At 66.5% G+C, this 14744-nt stretch carries 13 protein-coding genes; 6 read left to right on the top strand and 7 right to left on the bottom strand.

Going from position 1 to position 14744, the window contains the following annotated elements:
• Positions 1–213 precede the first annotated feature (213 nt).
• On the top strand, positions 214–1644 hold the full coding sequence (locus EJJ38_RS02140; RefSeq protein ID WP_127088472.1) for a sodium:proton antiporter: 1431 nt from the start codon (positions 214–216) through the stop codon (positions 1642–1644).
• Positions 1645–1728: 84 nt separating this feature from the next.
• Here EJJ38_RS02140 and mmsB read toward each other — a convergent pair whose 3' ends face one another.
• The 3 genes from mmsB to EJJ38_RS02125 all read right to left on the bottom strand — a co-directional run bounded on the left by mmsB (position 1729) and on the right by EJJ38_RS02125 (position 5448).
• Positions 1729–2613: a 3-hydroxyisobutyrate dehydrogenase gene (gene mmsB / locus EJJ38_RS02135; protein ID WP_127088471.1), complete on the bottom strand. Its 885-nt coding sequence runs from the start codon at positions 2611–2613 to the stop codon at positions 1729–1731.
• 24 nt (positions 2614–2637) lie between these two features.
• Complete coding sequence (locus EJJ38_RS02130) at positions 2638–3780, bottom strand: isobutyryl-CoA dehydrogenase (protein ID WP_127088470.1); 1143 nt, start codon at positions 3778–3780, stop codon at positions 2638–2640.
• A gap of 171 nt (positions 3781–3951) precedes the next feature.
• The gene (locus EJJ38_RS02125) at positions 3952–5448 is read right to left on the bottom strand and encodes a CoA-acylating methylmalonate-semialdehyde dehydrogenase (protein ID WP_127088469.1); all 1497 of its coding nucleotides are present in this window, start codon (positions 5446–5448) and stop codon (positions 3952–3954) included.
• A 103-nt stretch (positions 5449–5551) separates the two neighbouring features.
• Between EJJ38_RS02125 and EJJ38_RS02120 the strand changes: the two genes are divergently transcribed.
• The gene (locus tag EJJ38_RS02120; RefSeq protein WP_127088468.1) at positions 5552–6490 is read left to right on the top strand and encodes a LysR family transcriptional regulator; all 939 of its coding nucleotides are present in this window, start codon (positions 5552–5554) and stop codon (positions 6488–6490) included.
• A gap of 195 nt (positions 6491–6685) precedes the next feature.
• On the top strand, positions 6686–7231 hold the full coding sequence (locus EJJ38_RS02115; protein WP_127088467.1) for a class I SAM-dependent methyltransferase: 546 nt from the start codon (positions 6686–6688) through the stop codon (positions 7229–7231).
• Here EJJ38_RS02115 and EJJ38_RS02110 read toward each other — a convergent pair.
• Positions 7188–7820, bottom strand: coding sequence for a TetR/AcrR family transcriptional regulator (locus EJJ38_RS02110; RefSeq protein ID WP_127088466.1), 633 nt, complete (start codon positions 7818–7820; stop codon positions 7188–7190). The two genes, EJJ38_RS02115 and EJJ38_RS02110, sit on opposite strands and share 44 nt — an antisense overlap.
• Positions 7821–7933: 113 nt before the next feature.
• Between EJJ38_RS02110 and EJJ38_RS02105 the strand changes: the two genes are divergently transcribed.
• The 3 genes from EJJ38_RS02105 to EJJ38_RS02095 all read left to right on the top strand — a co-directional run bounded on the left by EJJ38_RS02105 (position 7934) and on the right by EJJ38_RS02095 (position 9740).
• Positions 7934–8707 carry an SDR family NAD(P)-dependent oxidoreductase gene (locus EJJ38_RS02105; RefSeq protein WP_127088465.1) on the top strand — a complete coding sequence of 258 codons (774 nt, stop codon included), beginning with the start codon at positions 7934–7936 and terminating at the stop codon, positions 8705–8707.
• A gap of 135 nt (positions 8708–8842) precedes the next feature.
• Positions 8843–9142 carry a 50S ribosomal protein L28 gene (rpmB, locus tag EJJ38_RS02100; protein ID WP_127088464.1) on the top strand — a complete coding sequence of 100 codons (300 nt, stop codon included), beginning with the start codon at positions 8843–8845 and terminating at the stop codon, positions 9140–9142.
• 67 nt (positions 9143–9209) lie between these two features.
• A complete protein-coding gene (locus EJJ38_RS02095; protein WP_245454071.1) occupies positions 9210–9740 on the top strand; it encodes a queuosine precursor transporter in 531 nt (176 codons plus the stop codon).
• Between the two features lie 69 nt (positions 9741–9809).
• On the opposite strand, the gene EJJ38_RS02090 is transcribed toward EJJ38_RS02095, so the two are convergent.
• From EJJ38_RS02090 to EJJ38_RS02080, 3 genes are all read right to left on the bottom strand, one after another.
• Entirely contained in the window at positions 9810–11411 is a 1602-nt protein-coding gene (locus EJJ38_RS02090) for an AMP-binding protein (RefSeq protein WP_245454070.1), read from the bottom strand.
• A gap of 92 nt (positions 11412–11503) precedes the next feature.
• Positions 11504–12031 (bottom strand): CAP domain-containing protein, encoded by a 528-nt coding sequence (locus tag EJJ38_RS02085; RefSeq protein ID WP_245454069.1) that lies wholly within the window; start codon positions 12029–12031, stop codon positions 11504–11506.
• Between the two features lie 176 nt (positions 12032–12207).
• Positions 12208–14706, bottom strand: a complete 2499-nt coding sequence (locus tag EJJ38_RS02080) for a DUF3772 domain-containing protein (protein ID WP_127088462.1) — start codon at positions 14704–14706, stop codon at positions 12208–12210.
• Positions 14707–14744 lie beyond the last annotated feature (38 nt).

Below are 14744 nucleotides of genomic sequence, written 5' to 3'. Positions count from 1 at the left end.
CGCCTCTGTTCAAAAAATCCGAAGGGCGGCTCACGGTTCACCCCGACGCGCGGGCGCGCATCCCGGTGAACCGGGCGCACTCTAGGACAGAAAGCGGCGTACGGGTCAACCGCCGCGCATGCTTTTGGCCCGCCCGGCCTTGCCAGGGGGGGCGCCATCAGCCATCAAAAAGAAAAATCACGAAATGGGGGCCGCCGGGTGACATATGGATGGATGAGGAGCGCCGGGCTCGGCGCCTCCGTCGGGTCGGGCCTGCTCCTGACCGTGTCTGCCGCCCATGCGGCTGTGCCGGGGGCCGTTGCCATCGCGGGGGCGGAGCTCTCGGTTCTCTGGGCCCTCCCCTTCGCGGGCATGCTCCTGTCCATCGCCCTCTTCCCGCTTCTGGCGAGCCGGTTCTGGCATCATCATTACGGCAAGGTGGCCCTGTTCTGGGGGCTGGCCTTCGTGGTGCCCTTCGCCCTCACCCAGGGTGCGGACCTGACCGCCCATGAGGTGGTCCATACGGCACTGCTGGAATATATCCCCTTCATCATCCTGCTGTTTGCACTGTTCACGGTGTCCGGCGGCATTCTGGTGGTGGGCAACATCCATGGCAGCCCGGCCACCAATACGGCCATTCTCGCCTTCGGGACGGTGATCGCGAGCCTGATCGGCACCACCGGCGCCTCCATGGTGCTGATCCGCCCGCTGCTGCGCGCCAACGACAACCGGCGCTACAATGTGCACACCGTAGTGTTCTTCATTTTCCTGGTGTCGAACATCGGCGGCTCGCTGACGCCGCTGGGCGATCCGCCGCTCTTCCTCGGCTTCCTGAAGGGCGTCAGCTTCTTCTGGACCACCACCCATTTGTTCCACGATACGGCGGTGATCGCCTCCATCCTGCTGGTGGTGTTCTATTTCCTCGATCGCTACTTCTACGCGAAGGAAGGTCTCGCGGCCCGCCCGGACCCGACCCCGGACACCGAGAGCATCGGCGTGCGCGGCCTCCAGAACATCCCGCTACTCGCCGGCATCATCGGCGCCATCCTGTTCAGCGCGCTGTGGAAGCCCGGCGTCAGCTTCCGCATCTACGGCACGACCGTGGAGCTGCAATGGCTGATCCGCGACGTGCTGCTCGTCGTCATCGCCTTCATCTCGCTGGCCATCACCCCGCGCCTCGTGCGCGAGCGCAACGGCTTTGACTGGGAGCCCATCAAGGAGGTGGCGAAGCTGTTCGCCGCCATCTTCCTCACCATCATCCCGGTCATCGCCATCCTGCGGGCAGGCCCGGCGGGGGCGTTCTCCCCGCTGGTGGATCTCGTCACCACCGAGACCGGAGAACCGGTGAATGTCTGGTATTTCTGGCTGACCGGCGCCCTGTCCTCCTTCCTGGACAATGCGCCCACCTATCTCGTCTTCTTCAATCTGGCGGGCGGCGACCCGGCCCGTCTCATGGGCCCCCTGGCGGTGACGCTGGAAGCCATCTCGGCGGGCGCGGTGTTCATGGGCGCCATGACCTATATCGGCAACGCGCCGAACTTCATGGTGCTGTCCATCGCCCGGCACCGGGGCGTGAAGATGCCGAGCTTCTTCGGCTACATGGCCTGGTCGTGCGTGTTCCTGCTGCCCTGCTTCGCGCTGCTGACCTGGCTCTACTTCCTGTAGGCCACCTTCCGGGGCACCACATGAAAAAGGCCCGGGAGGCGAGCCTCCCGGGCCTTTTTTCTTTTTCAGAACAGGCAGGCGCCATCAGCCCGCGCGGGTGCGGATCCACTCGATGATGCCGGAAAAGTCCTTGCCCGCATTCCCGTCCGCCTCGAAGGCGGCATAGAGGTCGGACGCCGCGGCGCCGAGCGCGGTGGCGGCGCCCGCCTGGCCGGCGGCCTCCTGGGAAAGCTTGAGGTCCTTCAGCATGAGGGCGGCGGCAAAGCCCGGCGCATAGCCCCGGTTGGCGGGGCTCGCGGGCAGCGGGCCGGGAACCGGGCAATAGCTGGTGAGCGACCAGCACTGGCCCGAGGACGTGGACGCCACGTCATAGAGCGCCTGATGGGACAGGCCGAGCTTCTCGCCCAGCACGAACGCCTCGCACACGCCGATCATGGAAATGCCGAGGATCATGTTGTTGCAGATCTTGGCCGCCTGCCCGGCGCCCGCATCGCCGCAATGGACGATCTTCTTGCCCATGAGCACGAGCAGCGGCTCGGCCTTGGCGAAGGTCTCGGGGGCGCCGCCGCACATGAAGGTGAGCGTTCCCGCCTCCGCGCCGCCCACGCCGCCGGACACCGGCGCATCCACCGTCTCGTGTCCAGCCGTCTTGCCGGCCTCGTGGAAGACACGGGCGGAGGCCACGTCGATGGTGGAGCTGTCGATGAACAGCGTGCCCTTGGGCGCCGCCGCGAACAGGCCCTGCGTCGCCGCCACCACATGCTTGCCGCTGGGCAGCATGGTGATGACCACTTCCGCGTCCTTGACCGCCTCGGCAACGTCAGCGGCGACGCTGACGCCGCGCGCGCGGGCCGCGTCCAGGGCGGCGGGGGAAAGGTCGAAGCCCGTCACCGTGTGGCCGGCCTTGGCGAGATTGCCCGCCATGGGGCCGCCCATATTGCCGAGCCCGATGAATGCGATCCTGGCCATGATGGCCTCCCTATCTGTTGTGGTTCAGTTGGCGCGCGCCACCAGCGCGCGCGAGATGATGAGGCGCATGATCTCGTTGGTGCCTTCGAGGATCTGGTGCACGCGCAGGTCGCGGACGATCTTCTCGACCCCGTAATCGGCCAGATAGCCGTAGCCGCCATGCATCTGGAGCGCCTGGTTGGCCACATCGAAGCCGGCATCCGTCACATGGCGCTTGGCCATGGCGCACAGGCGCGTCGCCTGCGGGTCCGCCCGGTCCAAAGCGGCGGCGGCGCGCCACAGGAAGGTGCGGGCCACCTCCAGGCTCGTCTCCATGTCCGCGAGGCGGAACTGGAGCGCCTGGAACTCGTTCAGCGCCTTTCCGAAGGCCTTGCGCTCGCCCATGTAAGTCAGCGCCTTCTCGAAGGCGGACTGGGCGCCGCCCAGCGAGCAGGCGGCGATGTTGAGCCGCCCGCCATCGAGCCCGGCCATGGCGAACTTGAACCCGTCGCCTTCCGCGCCCAGGCGGTTCTCGACCGGCACCCGGCAATTCTCGAAGATGACCGCGCGGGTGGGCTGCACCTTCCAGCCCATCTTCTTCTCATTGGCTCCGAAGGAGAGGCCGGGCGTGCCCGCCTCCACCAGCACGGTGGAGATGCCGGAGGGGCCCGGCCCGCCGGTGCGCACCATCACCGCATAGAGGTCGGCCGATCCGGCGCCGGAGATGAACTGCTTCTGGCCGTCCAGCACATAATGGTCGCCGTCGCGCACGGCCCGGGTCTTGAGCGCTGCGGCGTCCGACCCGGAGCCGGGCTCGGTGAGGCAATAGGCGCCCACCAGATCCATGCTGCACAGCTTCGGCAGGAAGCGCGCGCGCTGCGCGTCGTCGCCGAACTTGTCGATCATCCACGCCACCATGTTGTGGATGGACAGATAGGCGGAGGTGGCGGGACAGCCGGTGGCCAGCGCCTCGAAGATGAGGGCCGCATCCAGCCGGGCGAGGCCCGAGCCGCCGAAATCCTCGCGCACATAGATGCCGCCCATGCCGAGCGCGGAGGCGGCCTTCAGGGTGGGGATGGGGAAGTGCTCGCTCTCGTCCCACTCCAAGGCGTGGGGCGCGATCTGCTCGCGGGCGAAATCCTGCGCCATCTCGCGGACGGCGCGCTGGTCTTCGGTCAGCTCGAACATGTCGGGGGGCCAATCGGACGGAGGAAGGAGGCGGCCGGCGGGGAGCCGCCGACCTTGGGCTTAAGCGCCGCTCATCCTTATCCGAACCGGCGGCTCAAACCCCGTGCGCCGCAGAGACAGCCGCGCGCACCGGCGCCGCCCTTGCGGGCGGCCCGGCCACGCGAACTTGCGTCAACCCATGGTGGGGATGACGAACTCCGCGCCTTCCTTCACGCCGGAGGGCCAGCGCGAGGTGATGGTCTTGGTCTTGGTGTAGAACCGGATGCCGTCCGGGCCGTGTTGGTTCAGGTCGCCGAAGCCCGAGCGCTTCCAGCCGCCGAACGTGTGGTAGGCGATCGGAACCGGGATCGGCACGTTGATGCCCACCATGCCCACATTCACCTTGGAGGCGAAGTCGCGGGCGGCATCGCCGTCGCGGGTGTAGATGGCGACGCCGTTGCCATATTCATGCTCGGTGGGAAGGCGCAGCGCCTCCTTGTAGTCCTTGGCGCGCACCACGGCGAGGACCGGCCCGAAGATCTCTTCCTTGTAGATGCGCATGTCCGGCGTCACATGGTCGAACAGGCAGCCGCCCAGATAGAAGCCGTTCTCATAGCCCTGGAGCTTGAAGCCGCGGCCGTCCACCAGCAGCTTGGCGCCTTCCTGGACGCCGATATCCACGTAATTGGTGACGCGCTCCAGCGCCTCGCGGGTGACGAGGGGGCCGAAATCGGCGGTCATGTCGGTGGAGGGGCCGATCTTGAGGCTCTCCACGCGGGGCACCAGCTTCTCGATGAGCTTCTCGGCCGCAGCCTCGCCCACCGGCACCGCCACCGAGATGGCCATGCAGCGCTCGCCCGCCGAGCCGTAGCCGGCACCGATGAGCGCGTCCACCGCCTGATCCATGTCCGCGTCGGGCATGATGATCATGTGGTTCTTGGCGCCGCCGAAGCCCTGGCAGCGCTTACCCGTCGCGGCGGCGCGGGAATAGATGTACTGGGCGATGTTGGACGAGCCCACGAAGCCCACCGCCTGGATGTCCGGATCGTCCAGGATGGCGTCCACCGCCACCTTGTCGCCGTTCACCACATTGAGCACGCCGGCCGGAAGGCCCGCTTCCATCATCAGCTCCGCAAGGCGCATGGGCACGCCCGGATCGCGCTCGGAGGGCTTGAGGATGAAGGAATTGCCGCAGGCGATGGCCGGGCCGAACTTCCACATGGGGATCATGGCCGGGAAGTTGAACGGGGTGATGCCCGCCACCACGCCCAGCGGCTGGCGCATGGAATAGACGTCGATGCTGGGACCGGCGCCGTCCGTGAACTCGCCCTTCAGCAGATGCGGCACGCCGCAGGCGAACTCGATGACTTCGAGGCCGCGCTGGATGTCGCCCTTCGCGTCGGGAATGGTCTTGCCGTGCTCGCGGGCCAGCAACTCGGCCAGCGCGTCATAGTCGCGCTGCACCAGTTCCAGGAACTTCATGAGCACGCGGGCGCGGCGCTGCGGGTTGGTGGCGGCCCAGCCGATCTGGGCGGCCTTGGCGTTCTCCACGGCGGCGCGCATCTCGGCGGCGGAGGCGAGCGCAACGCGGCCCACCACTTCGCCCGTCATGGGCTGCCAGACGTCGGAATAGCGGCCGGACGTGCCGGGCACGTTCTTGCCGCCGATGAAATGACCAATCTCGCGCATGATGCGTCTCCCTAGGAGCCTGTTTTCAGTTGGCCGGCACAATGGCGTATGGTTTTTTGCACATCCAGATAAATTTGTGCACCTCCACTGTGCGGAATTTCACATGCCCTCCGGCGAATTCGAGTGGTCCGACCTGCGGTTTTTCCTGGCGGTGGCGCGGGCGGGCAAGCTGACCCTGGCGGCGCGGCAGCTGGGCGTTGAGCATTCCACGGTCAGCCGGCGCATCGTGGCGCTGGAAGCCACATTGGGCGCGAAGCTGTTCGACCGGAACCCGGTGGGTTATGTGCTGACCGCCCATGGCGAGCGCCTGTTCGCCTCCGCCGAGGCCATGGAGACGCTCGCCTCTGCCGCCCAGCAGGAGATTGGCGGGGCGGATCTCGGCGTTTCCGGCACGGTGCGCATCGGCGCGCCGGACGGGTTCGGCACCTCCTTCCTCGCCGCGCGCCTGGGGCGGCTCGCGGCCCAGCATCCGGCGCTGGAGATCCAGTTCCTCGCCATGCCGCGCCTGTTCAACCTTACGAAGCGCGAGGCGGATATCGCCATCTCCCTGAGCCGCCCCAAGCAAGGCCGCCTGCATGCCCGCAAGCTCACCGACTACCAGCTTCGCCTTTACGCCTCGCGCGCCTATCTGGACACGCACGGCCCCATCGAGAACCGGGCCGCTTTGCTGCGCCACACCTTCATTTCCTATGTGGACGAACTGCTCTATGCGCCGGAGCTGGACTACACGCCCCAGGTGGCGCGCGAGCTGCGGCCGCGCGTGAAGAGTTCCAGCGTGGTGGCGCAGTTCATGGCGGTGAAGGCGGGGGCCGGGGTGGCGGTGCTGCCGGGCTTCATGGCCGACGCGGACCCGGACCTGGTGCCGCTTCTGGCCGACGAGGTGCGCCTGACGCGGGCCTTCTGGCTCATCACCCATTCCGACACCCGCACCCTTGCCCGCGTGCAGGTGGCGGCGGACTTCATCGCGCGGGAAGTGCAGGAGGCGCGCAGCCTGTTCCTGCCCAATGAGGTGCGCGCATCATTCGGGCACGGAAGGAAATGAAACCCCGCACGCGCCGTTTCATCGCAGATTCTCTGAGTGACCCTAGCTCCACCGACTTGGCACGTTTAATGTGTCGCGCCGGATTGGTGTCATCAGAGGCACGCACCCGGGGAGAGGGCATCTCTGCACTCTCTCCCAAGAACTACGCTCGATATAATCGAGATTAAAATAAAACATAAGATCAAGGACCTTCTTATGCGCAAAACAATATCTGACACTTACCTGCAACTTCAGACGGAACTTCACAAAATACCCCAATATGGAACAGCTTCGCTTGGCTATGGAAAAAAGGTAAAGGAACTTCTTGAGCAAATTAACGGGACATCTCTATCTGATTACGGCGCCGGGAAATGCAGGCTTCTCGAAGCCTTAAAAAACGTCGGCGTAGAAAATATTGAATACTACCCATACGACCCCGTATTTCCAGAATACGGCCCGCCAAGATCCGCAGATCTCGTCTGCTGCATCGATGTGCTCGAGCACATTGAAGAAGAATATATTGACGATGTCATCAATGATCTAAAAAAGATCACGACAAATTATGGGCTTTTCAGCATCGCAACCGGCCCCGCCAGGAAAAAACTGTCGGATGGACGCAACGCGCATCTTATTCAAAAGAAAACCTCTTGGTGGCTGCCCAAATTCCTGCCTCACTTCGATATTCTCGAACTCACCACGACCGATCACGGATTTTGGTTTACGGTTCGGCCCGCAGAACCGGCACAGGCTCCAAGCTTGTAAGCTCACGCCAAGCGGCCAGCGCAGAACGCGCGATCCCGTCAAGTTCAGCCCGGCTTGCACCATCGCGCGCCTGAAGCGATAGCCCCTGCACCACGCAGGAATAGAAGCGCGCGATGGCGGGGAGGTCGAGCCCCTCCGGCAACTCCCCTTCAGAGACAGCGCGCGCGAGACGGGCTTCGAGGCGATGCGTGCCATCGGCCCGCGCCTCGCGCACAAGAGCACCCAGGCGCGCCTCTCCCTCCTCGCCCACGCTGGACAGCGCCACCATGCAGCCGGGGGGACGGCCGGAACAGCCCAAATTGGCGGCAGAGGCGAGCAGCACGCTCTCCACGGCATCGCGCGCGGTCGGCGCGCCATCCACGCCGCCCCAGATGGCCGGCACCGCCAGGGCGCCATAGCGCGCCAGCGCCTGCTCGTAGAGCGCATCCTTGCTGCCGAAGGCGGCGTAGAGGCTGGGCGGATTGATCTCCATGGCCGCGCACAGCTCCGCGAGCGAGCTGGCGGTGTAGCCCTTGCGCCAGAACACCTGCATGGCCGCATCCAGTGCGGCATCGCGATCAAAGGCCCGGGGCCGTCCGCGGGGCGCCATGGGGCACCTCCATGTCCATATTTTTGTATCGATCCCTAAATTAAAGCCTTGACCGCGAATTCGCAAATTGATTTATGTATCGATCATTACATATTGAACCGCAGGAGCGGATCATGACCTCCACGCCGAACCCCTCGCTCGCCGCCCATCTGGACCTCTCGGGCAAGAAAGCCCTCGTCACCGGCGCGAGCCGGGGCATCGGCGCCGCCATCGCCCGCTCGCTCGCCGCCGCAGGCGCGGATGTGGCCATCACCTATGAGCGCTCCGCCGACCGGGCCGAGGCCGTGGCGGGCGAAATCCGCGCGCTGGGCCGCAAGGCGGTGGCCATCCGCGCCGACAGCGCCGACGCCGCCGCGGCACGCGCCGCCGTCGTGCAGGCCCATGCGGACCTGGGCGGCCTCGACATTCTCGTGAACAATGCGGGCGTTGCGCGCGGCGGCCCTCTGGAGACCATGAGCCTTGAGGACATCGACGCGCTCATCGGCGTCAATATCCGGGGCGTGGTGCTCACCACCCAAGCGGCCATTCCGCTGCTGTCCGACGGTGGGCGCATCATCAATATGGGCAGCTGCCTCGCGGACCGGGTGTCCCTGCCGGGCATCAGCATCTATTCCATGACCAAGTCCGCCATGGTCGCCCTCACCAAGGGCCTGTCGCGGGATTTGGGGCCGCGCCGCATCACGGTGAACGTGGTTCATCCCGGCCCCACCGACACGGACATGAACCCCGCCGACGGGCCGAACCGCGACGCCATGCTCGGCGGCATGTCCATCAAGCAGTACGGCACCCCGCAGGATATCGCCAATATGGTGACCTTCCTCGCAAGCCCGGCGGCGGGCCAGATCACGGGGTCCGGATTCGTGGTAGACGGGGGCGTGAATGCGTGAGGGTGCGAGGTGCACCTTGACGCGCGAGAGCCCGCCGCTTATACGAGCGGCTTCCCGACATGCGGGTGACTGACGAAGGGCCTTGCGGCTCCGTACGGCGTCGCCCGCAAGCAACGAATTTAAAGGACTTCTGCCATGTCCCGGCGGTGTGACCTGACCGGCAAGGCGGTTCTCAGCGGCAACCTTGTGAGCCACTCGAACCGCAAGACCAAGCGCCGGTTCCTGCCGAACCTGTGCAACGTCACGCTCCAGAGCGAGACGCTGAACCGTTCGGTGAAGCTTCGCATCAGCGCCAACGCGCTGAAGAGCGTGGATCACCGCGGCGGCCTCGATGCCTTCCTTAAGAAGGCCCGCGAGGAAGAGCTGTCGCAGGTGGCCCGTGAGCTGAAGCGCCAGATCGCCAAGGCGAATGCCGAGGCTGCCACGGCCGCCTGACGCCGTGGCGTCACGTCATCTTTTGCAGATATCGGAACCGCGGGCGTTCGCGCTCGCGGTTTTCTGCATGTGCGCCGCCGTTCTGGCGGCCAATATCCTGGTGCAGTTTCCCTTCACGCCCTTCGGCCTGGAGGATGTGCTCACCTGGGGCGCCTTCACCTATCCGGTGACGTTCCTGGTGAACGATCTCACCAACCGGCGCCTCGGCCTCGCCCGCACCAAGCATGTGGTCTATGCCGGCTTCGCGCTCGCCGTGCTGCTGTCGGCCGCCTTCGCGAGCCCGCGCATCGCGCTCGCCTCGGGCGTCGCCTTCCTGTCTTCCCAATTGCTGGATGCCGTCGTCTTCAACCGCCTGCGGCGCCGCGCCTGGTGGATACCCCCGCTCAGCTCCGGCTTCATCTCGGCGGCGCTCGACACGGCCATCTTCTTCGCCTTGGCCTTCGGCGGCACCGACCTGCCCTGGCAGAACTGGGCGCTGTTCGACTATGGCGTGAAGCTGGCCATGATCGGCCTGTTCCTGGGGCCGTACCGCATGCTCATCGACCGCATGCCCTCCTTCCAGGGCGCGGACACGACGCAGGCGTCCGCACGGCCCTGACAGAACCAGCCGGGAGCGGCCATCGACGATATTTACCCGGCAAATAAACTGGACTGAAACCCCTGTAGCTCAGCCCATGGCCCGCAATTGGCGGCGGATGACCTTGCCCGTGGAGGTCATGGGAAGCGCGTCCAGATAGGCGAAGGCGCGGGGATATTCGTAGCCCGCCAGCGCCTCGCGCACGAGCGTCTGGATCTCGCTTTCGAGGACGGCGCCGGGGGCGACCCCCTCGTTCAACACCAGGAACGCCTTCACGACTTCGGTGCGCACGGGGTCCGGTACGCCCACCACAGCCACGAGCGCCACCGCCGGGTGGCGCAGGATCACATCCTCGATCTCAGTCGGCCCGATGCGATAGCCCGCGGAGGTGATGATGTCGTCGTCACGCCCCTGGAAGAAGATGTAGCCGTCCGCATCCGCCTGGGCCATGTCGCCGGTGAGCATGTAGCCGCCGCGGAACTTGTCGGCCGTGGCATCGGGCCGGTTCCAATAGCGCAGGAACATGACCGGGTCGGGCGCGCGCACGGCGATCTGCCCCATCTCGCCCGGCTCGCAGCGTGTCCCGTCCGCCCGCAGGATCGCCACGTCATGGCCGGGAATCGGCTTTCCGGTCGCCCCGGCCCGCGCCACGCCCATCTGGGCGCAGGAGCCGATCACGTAATTGCATTCCGTCTGGCCGTAGAATTCATTCACCGGCACGCCCAGCGCCTCGCGGCCCCACGCGAAGGTCTCCGCCCCCAGCGCCTCGCCCGCCGAACCGACGCTGCGCAGCGAAAAGCCGAACCGCTCGCGGGGGCGCGGCACCGCGCGCATCATCCGCAGCGCCGTGGGCGGGATGAAGACGTTGCGAATCTCCGCCCGCGCCAGCAGCGCGAAGGCGGCCTCCGGATCGAACTTGCCGGGCGGCTGCACCACCACCGGCACGCCATGGACCAATGACGGCAGCACCGTGTTGAGCAGCCCGCCCGCCCAGGCCCAGTCGGACGGCGTCCACATGCGATCATCGGCGCCGCCGGGAAAGCCGTGCGTATAGGTCTGGCCGGTCACATGGGGAATGAGTACGCGATGCGCATGGAGCGCGCCCTTGGGGCGGCCCGTGGTGCCCGAAGTGTAGATCATGAGGGCGGGATCGTCCGGCCCGCTGGTGACGGGAATGGGCGCGTCATCCTGCCCGTCCATCAGGCGGTCGAACCCCTCCACCCCCGGCGCGGCGCCGTCCATACAGATCCGCAGCACAAGGCTGTTCGGCCCCTGCCCCACCTTGGCGAGGCCCGCCGCGTCCGCGATCAGGCCCTTCGCGCCGGAATCCTCCAGGCGATACTGGATGGCATCCACGCCGAACACGGCGGCGAGCGGAACGGCGATGGCATTGAGCTTGTAGAGCGCCAGATGGGAAATGAGCACCTGCGGGGACTGCGGCGCCAGGATCGCCACCCGGTCGCCCGCCGCAATTCCCTGGGCGGCAAGGCCCCGCGCCAGGCGGTTGGAAGCCCGCGCAATGTCCAGATAGCTCAGCGGCGACAAGCCGGTCTCGGTGACCGTGAACAGCGCAGGCCGATGCGGGTCGCGCGCCGCCCAGTCATCGCAGGCGTGCGCGGCCATGTTGTAGCGCGCGGGAATGGACCAGCGGAAACAGGCCCGCGCCCGCTCGTAATCGGTCCTCTCCAGCAAAGGCGGACGTCCTGCATAAGGCTTGGGCAGAACGCACCTTAAACGGGCTATTGCACCGCGTCCAACTTTTTTGTGCAGCGCAAAGACGCCGGCTACTTATCCGGCTGGGCCAGCACCAGCGCCCAATAGACCTTGTATTTGGAGCGCGGCGCGAAGGCGGTAGCGATGCCCATGCGGGTCACGCCGGGGGTCAGCATGTTCTGGTTGTGGGGCGGGGAATCCCGCCAGCCGGAAAACGCCTCGGCCAGCGTGTGATAGCCCGCGCCCACATTCTCCACCGCGATCTTCGGGTCGAAGCCCGACGCCTTCATGCGCATGACGAAGGTGCGCCCGCCCACCTCGTGGGAAAGCTTATCGGCGGCCGCCATGGCATTAGCCTGCTCCTGCGCCACCTTGCTCAGCTCGGGATCGATGGAGACCTGGGAAAGGCCCTTCGTGCCGCGATAGGCATTGAGAATGGAGGCCGCCGCCGCCGGGTCCACCGGCTGTCCGGACTTGGCGAGGTCGTTATAGAAGGTGGGCTTGGTGTCCACCGGGGCGGAACCGCACGCGGCAAGACCGAGCGCGAGGGGCAGAAGAAGCAGGGCAAAGCGGCGCATGGCGGCCTCGGGTCTGGACATGTTGCGGCGATCAGAGGCCGGTCAGGTTGAGGAAGCGTTAGCGTCCCTAGAGCGTGATCGCCTCACCTCAATGCACGTATGTGCATTGAGGTGAGGCGTGAATCGCTCTCTATCAATGATTTAGAGACTGATTCACCAATCCGGTTGATTCAACCGGATTGGATCAGGCTCTAACGTCATGCGCGTGCCGCATCCCCGGAAGGCGCGGGCGGAAGGTCCAGAGTCGGCTCGTCCGGCACCTGCGGCGGCGGCGCGTAGGGCGGGGGAACGAGGTCCGCCGGCGCCCGCGCAAGGGCGGCCCAGGGCTGGCAGGCGAGGCCGACGCCCGCCTTGCGGAAGCGCGTGAGAATGGAGAAGTGCAGGTCGCTCTTCACGGTCAACGCATAGTCCACATTGGCCACCACGCAGCGCAGCTCGAACTGGAGCCCGGCATCGGCGAACTTGGTGAGGAAGACGCGGGGCGGCGGGCTCTGGATCACTTGCGGGTGATCGCAGGCGGCGGCCACCAGCAGGTCGCGCACCAAGTCCATGTCCACGTCATAGGTGGTGTTCATGGTGACGATGACCCGCCCCGTGGTGTTGGAATGGGTGAAATTCTTCACCATCCCGGTGATCAGGTCCGAATTGGGGACGATCACGGTGGAGCGCTCGAAGGTCTCGATCTCGGTGGACCGCACGCTGATGCGGCGGACATAGCCCTCCTCGCCCTTCACATTGATGGTGTCGCCCACCCGGATGGGCCGCTCCGCCAGAAGGATGAGGCCGGACACGAAGTTCGACACGATGGACTGGAGGCCGAAACCGATACCGACCGAGAGAGCACCGGCCACCAAAGCGATGTTTTCGAGGTTCAGCCCCACCTCGCTCATGGCGATGGCCACGGCGATGATGGTGCCCACATAGCCCACCACCGTGGAGACCGAGGACTGGAGGCTTCGCTCCATATCGGTGCGCGGCAGGATGGTGTTGGCGATCCAGCGCTGGAAGGTGCGGGCGATGAAGACGCCGATCAGCAGCAGCACCACCGCATAGAGCAGGCTCCACAGGGTGACCGTGGTGTTGCCGATGCGCAGCCCGAACGAGGCACGCTCCAGGGTATCGATAAGATCGGTGGTCGAACTCCAGCTTCCCACCACCAGGAGGATGCCGGTGAACAGCAGGCAGAGCTTGAGCAGGGCCGCCACCAGCAGGCCGATCAATTCCAGCCTGTTGGGCCGGATGCCCAGGGTCTTCGACACCACGCGCGCCTGGGGCGTGTCGGCATTCAGCGAGCCGAAGAAGCCGTCGATGAGCGCGTTAAGGATATAGACCGCACCGGCCATGGTGGTGGCGAGCACGATTCGCCCCGTCACGAAGGAGGCGAGGCTCACATAACCGGCCGCCAGCGCAACGACGATGGCCGCCAGCACCATCCAGATGAACAGGCGCAGGGGCTGGAGGATGCGCATCATCCCCGACGGTTCCTGCCCCCCGTCATCGTCTTCCGCCGCCCGCGCCAGCACGATGAGGCTGCGGGCGATGAAGCCGCCGATCAGCAGCGCCATGATGGCGCTGGTGGCGACCGTGAGAACCACGGGGCTGAACAGGGCCCGGTGCATGGTGTTGAGGAAGGCCGCGATGGCCAGGGTCAGCACCGTCCAATGAAAATACCGGAAGCTGATGGTCGCCGCCCGGTCGGAGATGGAGAGCAGCCGACGCCAGGGCTCCGTGGGGGCGAGAAGCGCCCGCGCCATGGCATGGCCGACCGCATAGACCACCACCGCGATCGCCACCGCCCGCAGCATGTCCGCCACGCGCGTGGGCACCAGCTCGAATCCGGTGAGGAAAATCACGGCCCCGGTGACCGCCGCCGGCCAGATCAGGGCATCCAGCACCGCGATCTTCACCGCCTCGCGGGCGGCGCGGAAACGGGGAAAGGGCTTGTCGTCCGTGGGCGGCTTGCAGCGCAGGCGGAGGCGCAAGGCCCGTCCGCCCGCCAGGATAAGCCCGAACACCAGCACCGCCCCGGCACCCAGCGCGAGCAGGACCGGGCCGCCATATTGGTTGCGGGCATAGCCCACCCAGTCGCGGGCGAGGAAATGGAGCGCGCGGCTCTCCACCGACAAGGCCGAGGCCGCCCCCGCCCAGAGCGCGGGATCCAGCACGCTGTTGGAACGCTCCAGGATCTGGTTGGCGAACAGGGTCCGGCGGCGGGTGGCGATCTGGTCCGAAAGGGTGTCGGCCCGGCTGTTGAGGGCCACATATTGCTTCACCGCCGCATCGATGAGCGCGAGCTGGGTGGTGAGCTGCTCGCGGGCGGCGGTGGTCGCGGGGTCCTCCGGCGGCGCGCCGGCCGCCGGCGGCTTGCCCACTTCTTCCAGGCGCGCCTTGGCGCTGGTGAGGCGCGGCGTCAACTGGTCCAGTTGCTGCTGGGTCTCCCGCCGCAGCGGCTCCAGGCGACCGCGCAGGTCGTCCAGATCGGAGGAGCGCAGCCCCTCCACGGTCAGCGCGCCCTCAAGGCTGTTGAGTGCCGAACGGCTGGCGTCGATCCGGTCCCTGGCCGCCTGGACGGGATCGCCAGCCACGGGCGAGGCCGTCTGCGCCCAGCCCGCCGTGGCGAGCGTGATGAAAGCGAGGATCGCGAACAGCCGCAAGACAGCGCGAGCGGGCAGATGTGACGCGGACCAGCCTGACATGGACATCCTCCGTGAGGCGGCCTTCTCTTGCCCGAAGA

Origin of the sequence: Aquabacter cavernae, from assembly GCF_003993795.1 — a bacterium.
In the GTDB taxonomy this organism is placed as follows: Bacteria; Pseudomonadota; Alphaproteobacteria; order Rhizobiales; family Xanthobacteraceae; genus Aquabacter; species Aquabacter cavernae.
This window is presented reverse-complemented; position numbering and strand designations above follow the sequence as displayed.

What these genes read in the sequence shown, in the direction of transcription:
- EJJ38_RS02140 (WP_127088472.1), top strand. Translation starts at nt 214, where the DNA reads ATGAGGAGCGCCGGGCTCGGCGCCTCCGTCGGGTCGGGCCTGCTCCTG.
- mmsB (WP_127088471.1), bottom strand. Translation starts at nt 2,613, where the DNA reads ATGGCCAGGATCGCATTCATCGGGCTCGGCAATATGGGCGGCCCCATG.
- EJJ38_RS02115 (WP_127088467.1), top strand. Translation starts at nt 6,686, where the DNA reads ATGCGCAAAACAATATCTGACACTTACCTGCAACTTCAGACGGAACTT.
- EJJ38_RS02080 (WP_127088462.1), bottom strand. Translation starts at nt 14,706, where the DNA reads ATGTCAGGCTGGTCCGCGTCACATCTGCCCGCTCGCGCTGTCTTGCGG.
- EJJ38_RS02085 (WP_245454069.1), bottom strand. Translation starts at nt 12,031, where the DNA reads ATGTCCAGACCCGAGGCCGCCATGCGCCGCTTTGCCCTGCTTCTTCTG.
- EJJ38_RS02130 (WP_127088470.1), bottom strand. Translation starts at nt 3,780, where the DNA reads ATGTTCGAGCTGACCGAAGACCAGCGCGCCGTCCGCGAGATGGCGCAG.
- EJJ38_RS02125 (WP_127088469.1), bottom strand. Translation starts at nt 5,448, where the DNA reads ATGCGCGAGATTGGTCATTTCATCGGCGGCAAGAACGTGCCCGGCACG.
- EJJ38_RS02120 (WP_127088468.1), top strand. Translation starts at nt 5,552, where the DNA reads ATGCCCTCCGGCGAATTCGAGTGGTCCGACCTGCGGTTTTTCCTGGCG.
- rpmB (WP_127088464.1), top strand. Translation starts at nt 8,843, where the DNA reads ATGTCCCGGCGGTGTGACCTGACCGGCAAGGCGGTTCTCAGCGGCAAC.
- EJJ38_RS02095 (WP_245454071.1), top strand. Translation starts at nt 9,210, where the DNA reads ATGTGCGCCGCCGTTCTGGCGGCCAATATCCTGGTGCAGTTTCCCTTC.
- EJJ38_RS02110 (WP_127088466.1), bottom strand. Translation starts at nt 7,820, where the DNA reads ATGGCGCCCCGCGGACGGCCCCGGGCCTTTGATCGCGATGCCGCACTG.
- EJJ38_RS02105 (WP_127088465.1), top strand. Translation starts at nt 7,934, where the DNA reads ATGACCTCCACGCCGAACCCCTCGCTCGCCGCCCATCTGGACCTCTCG.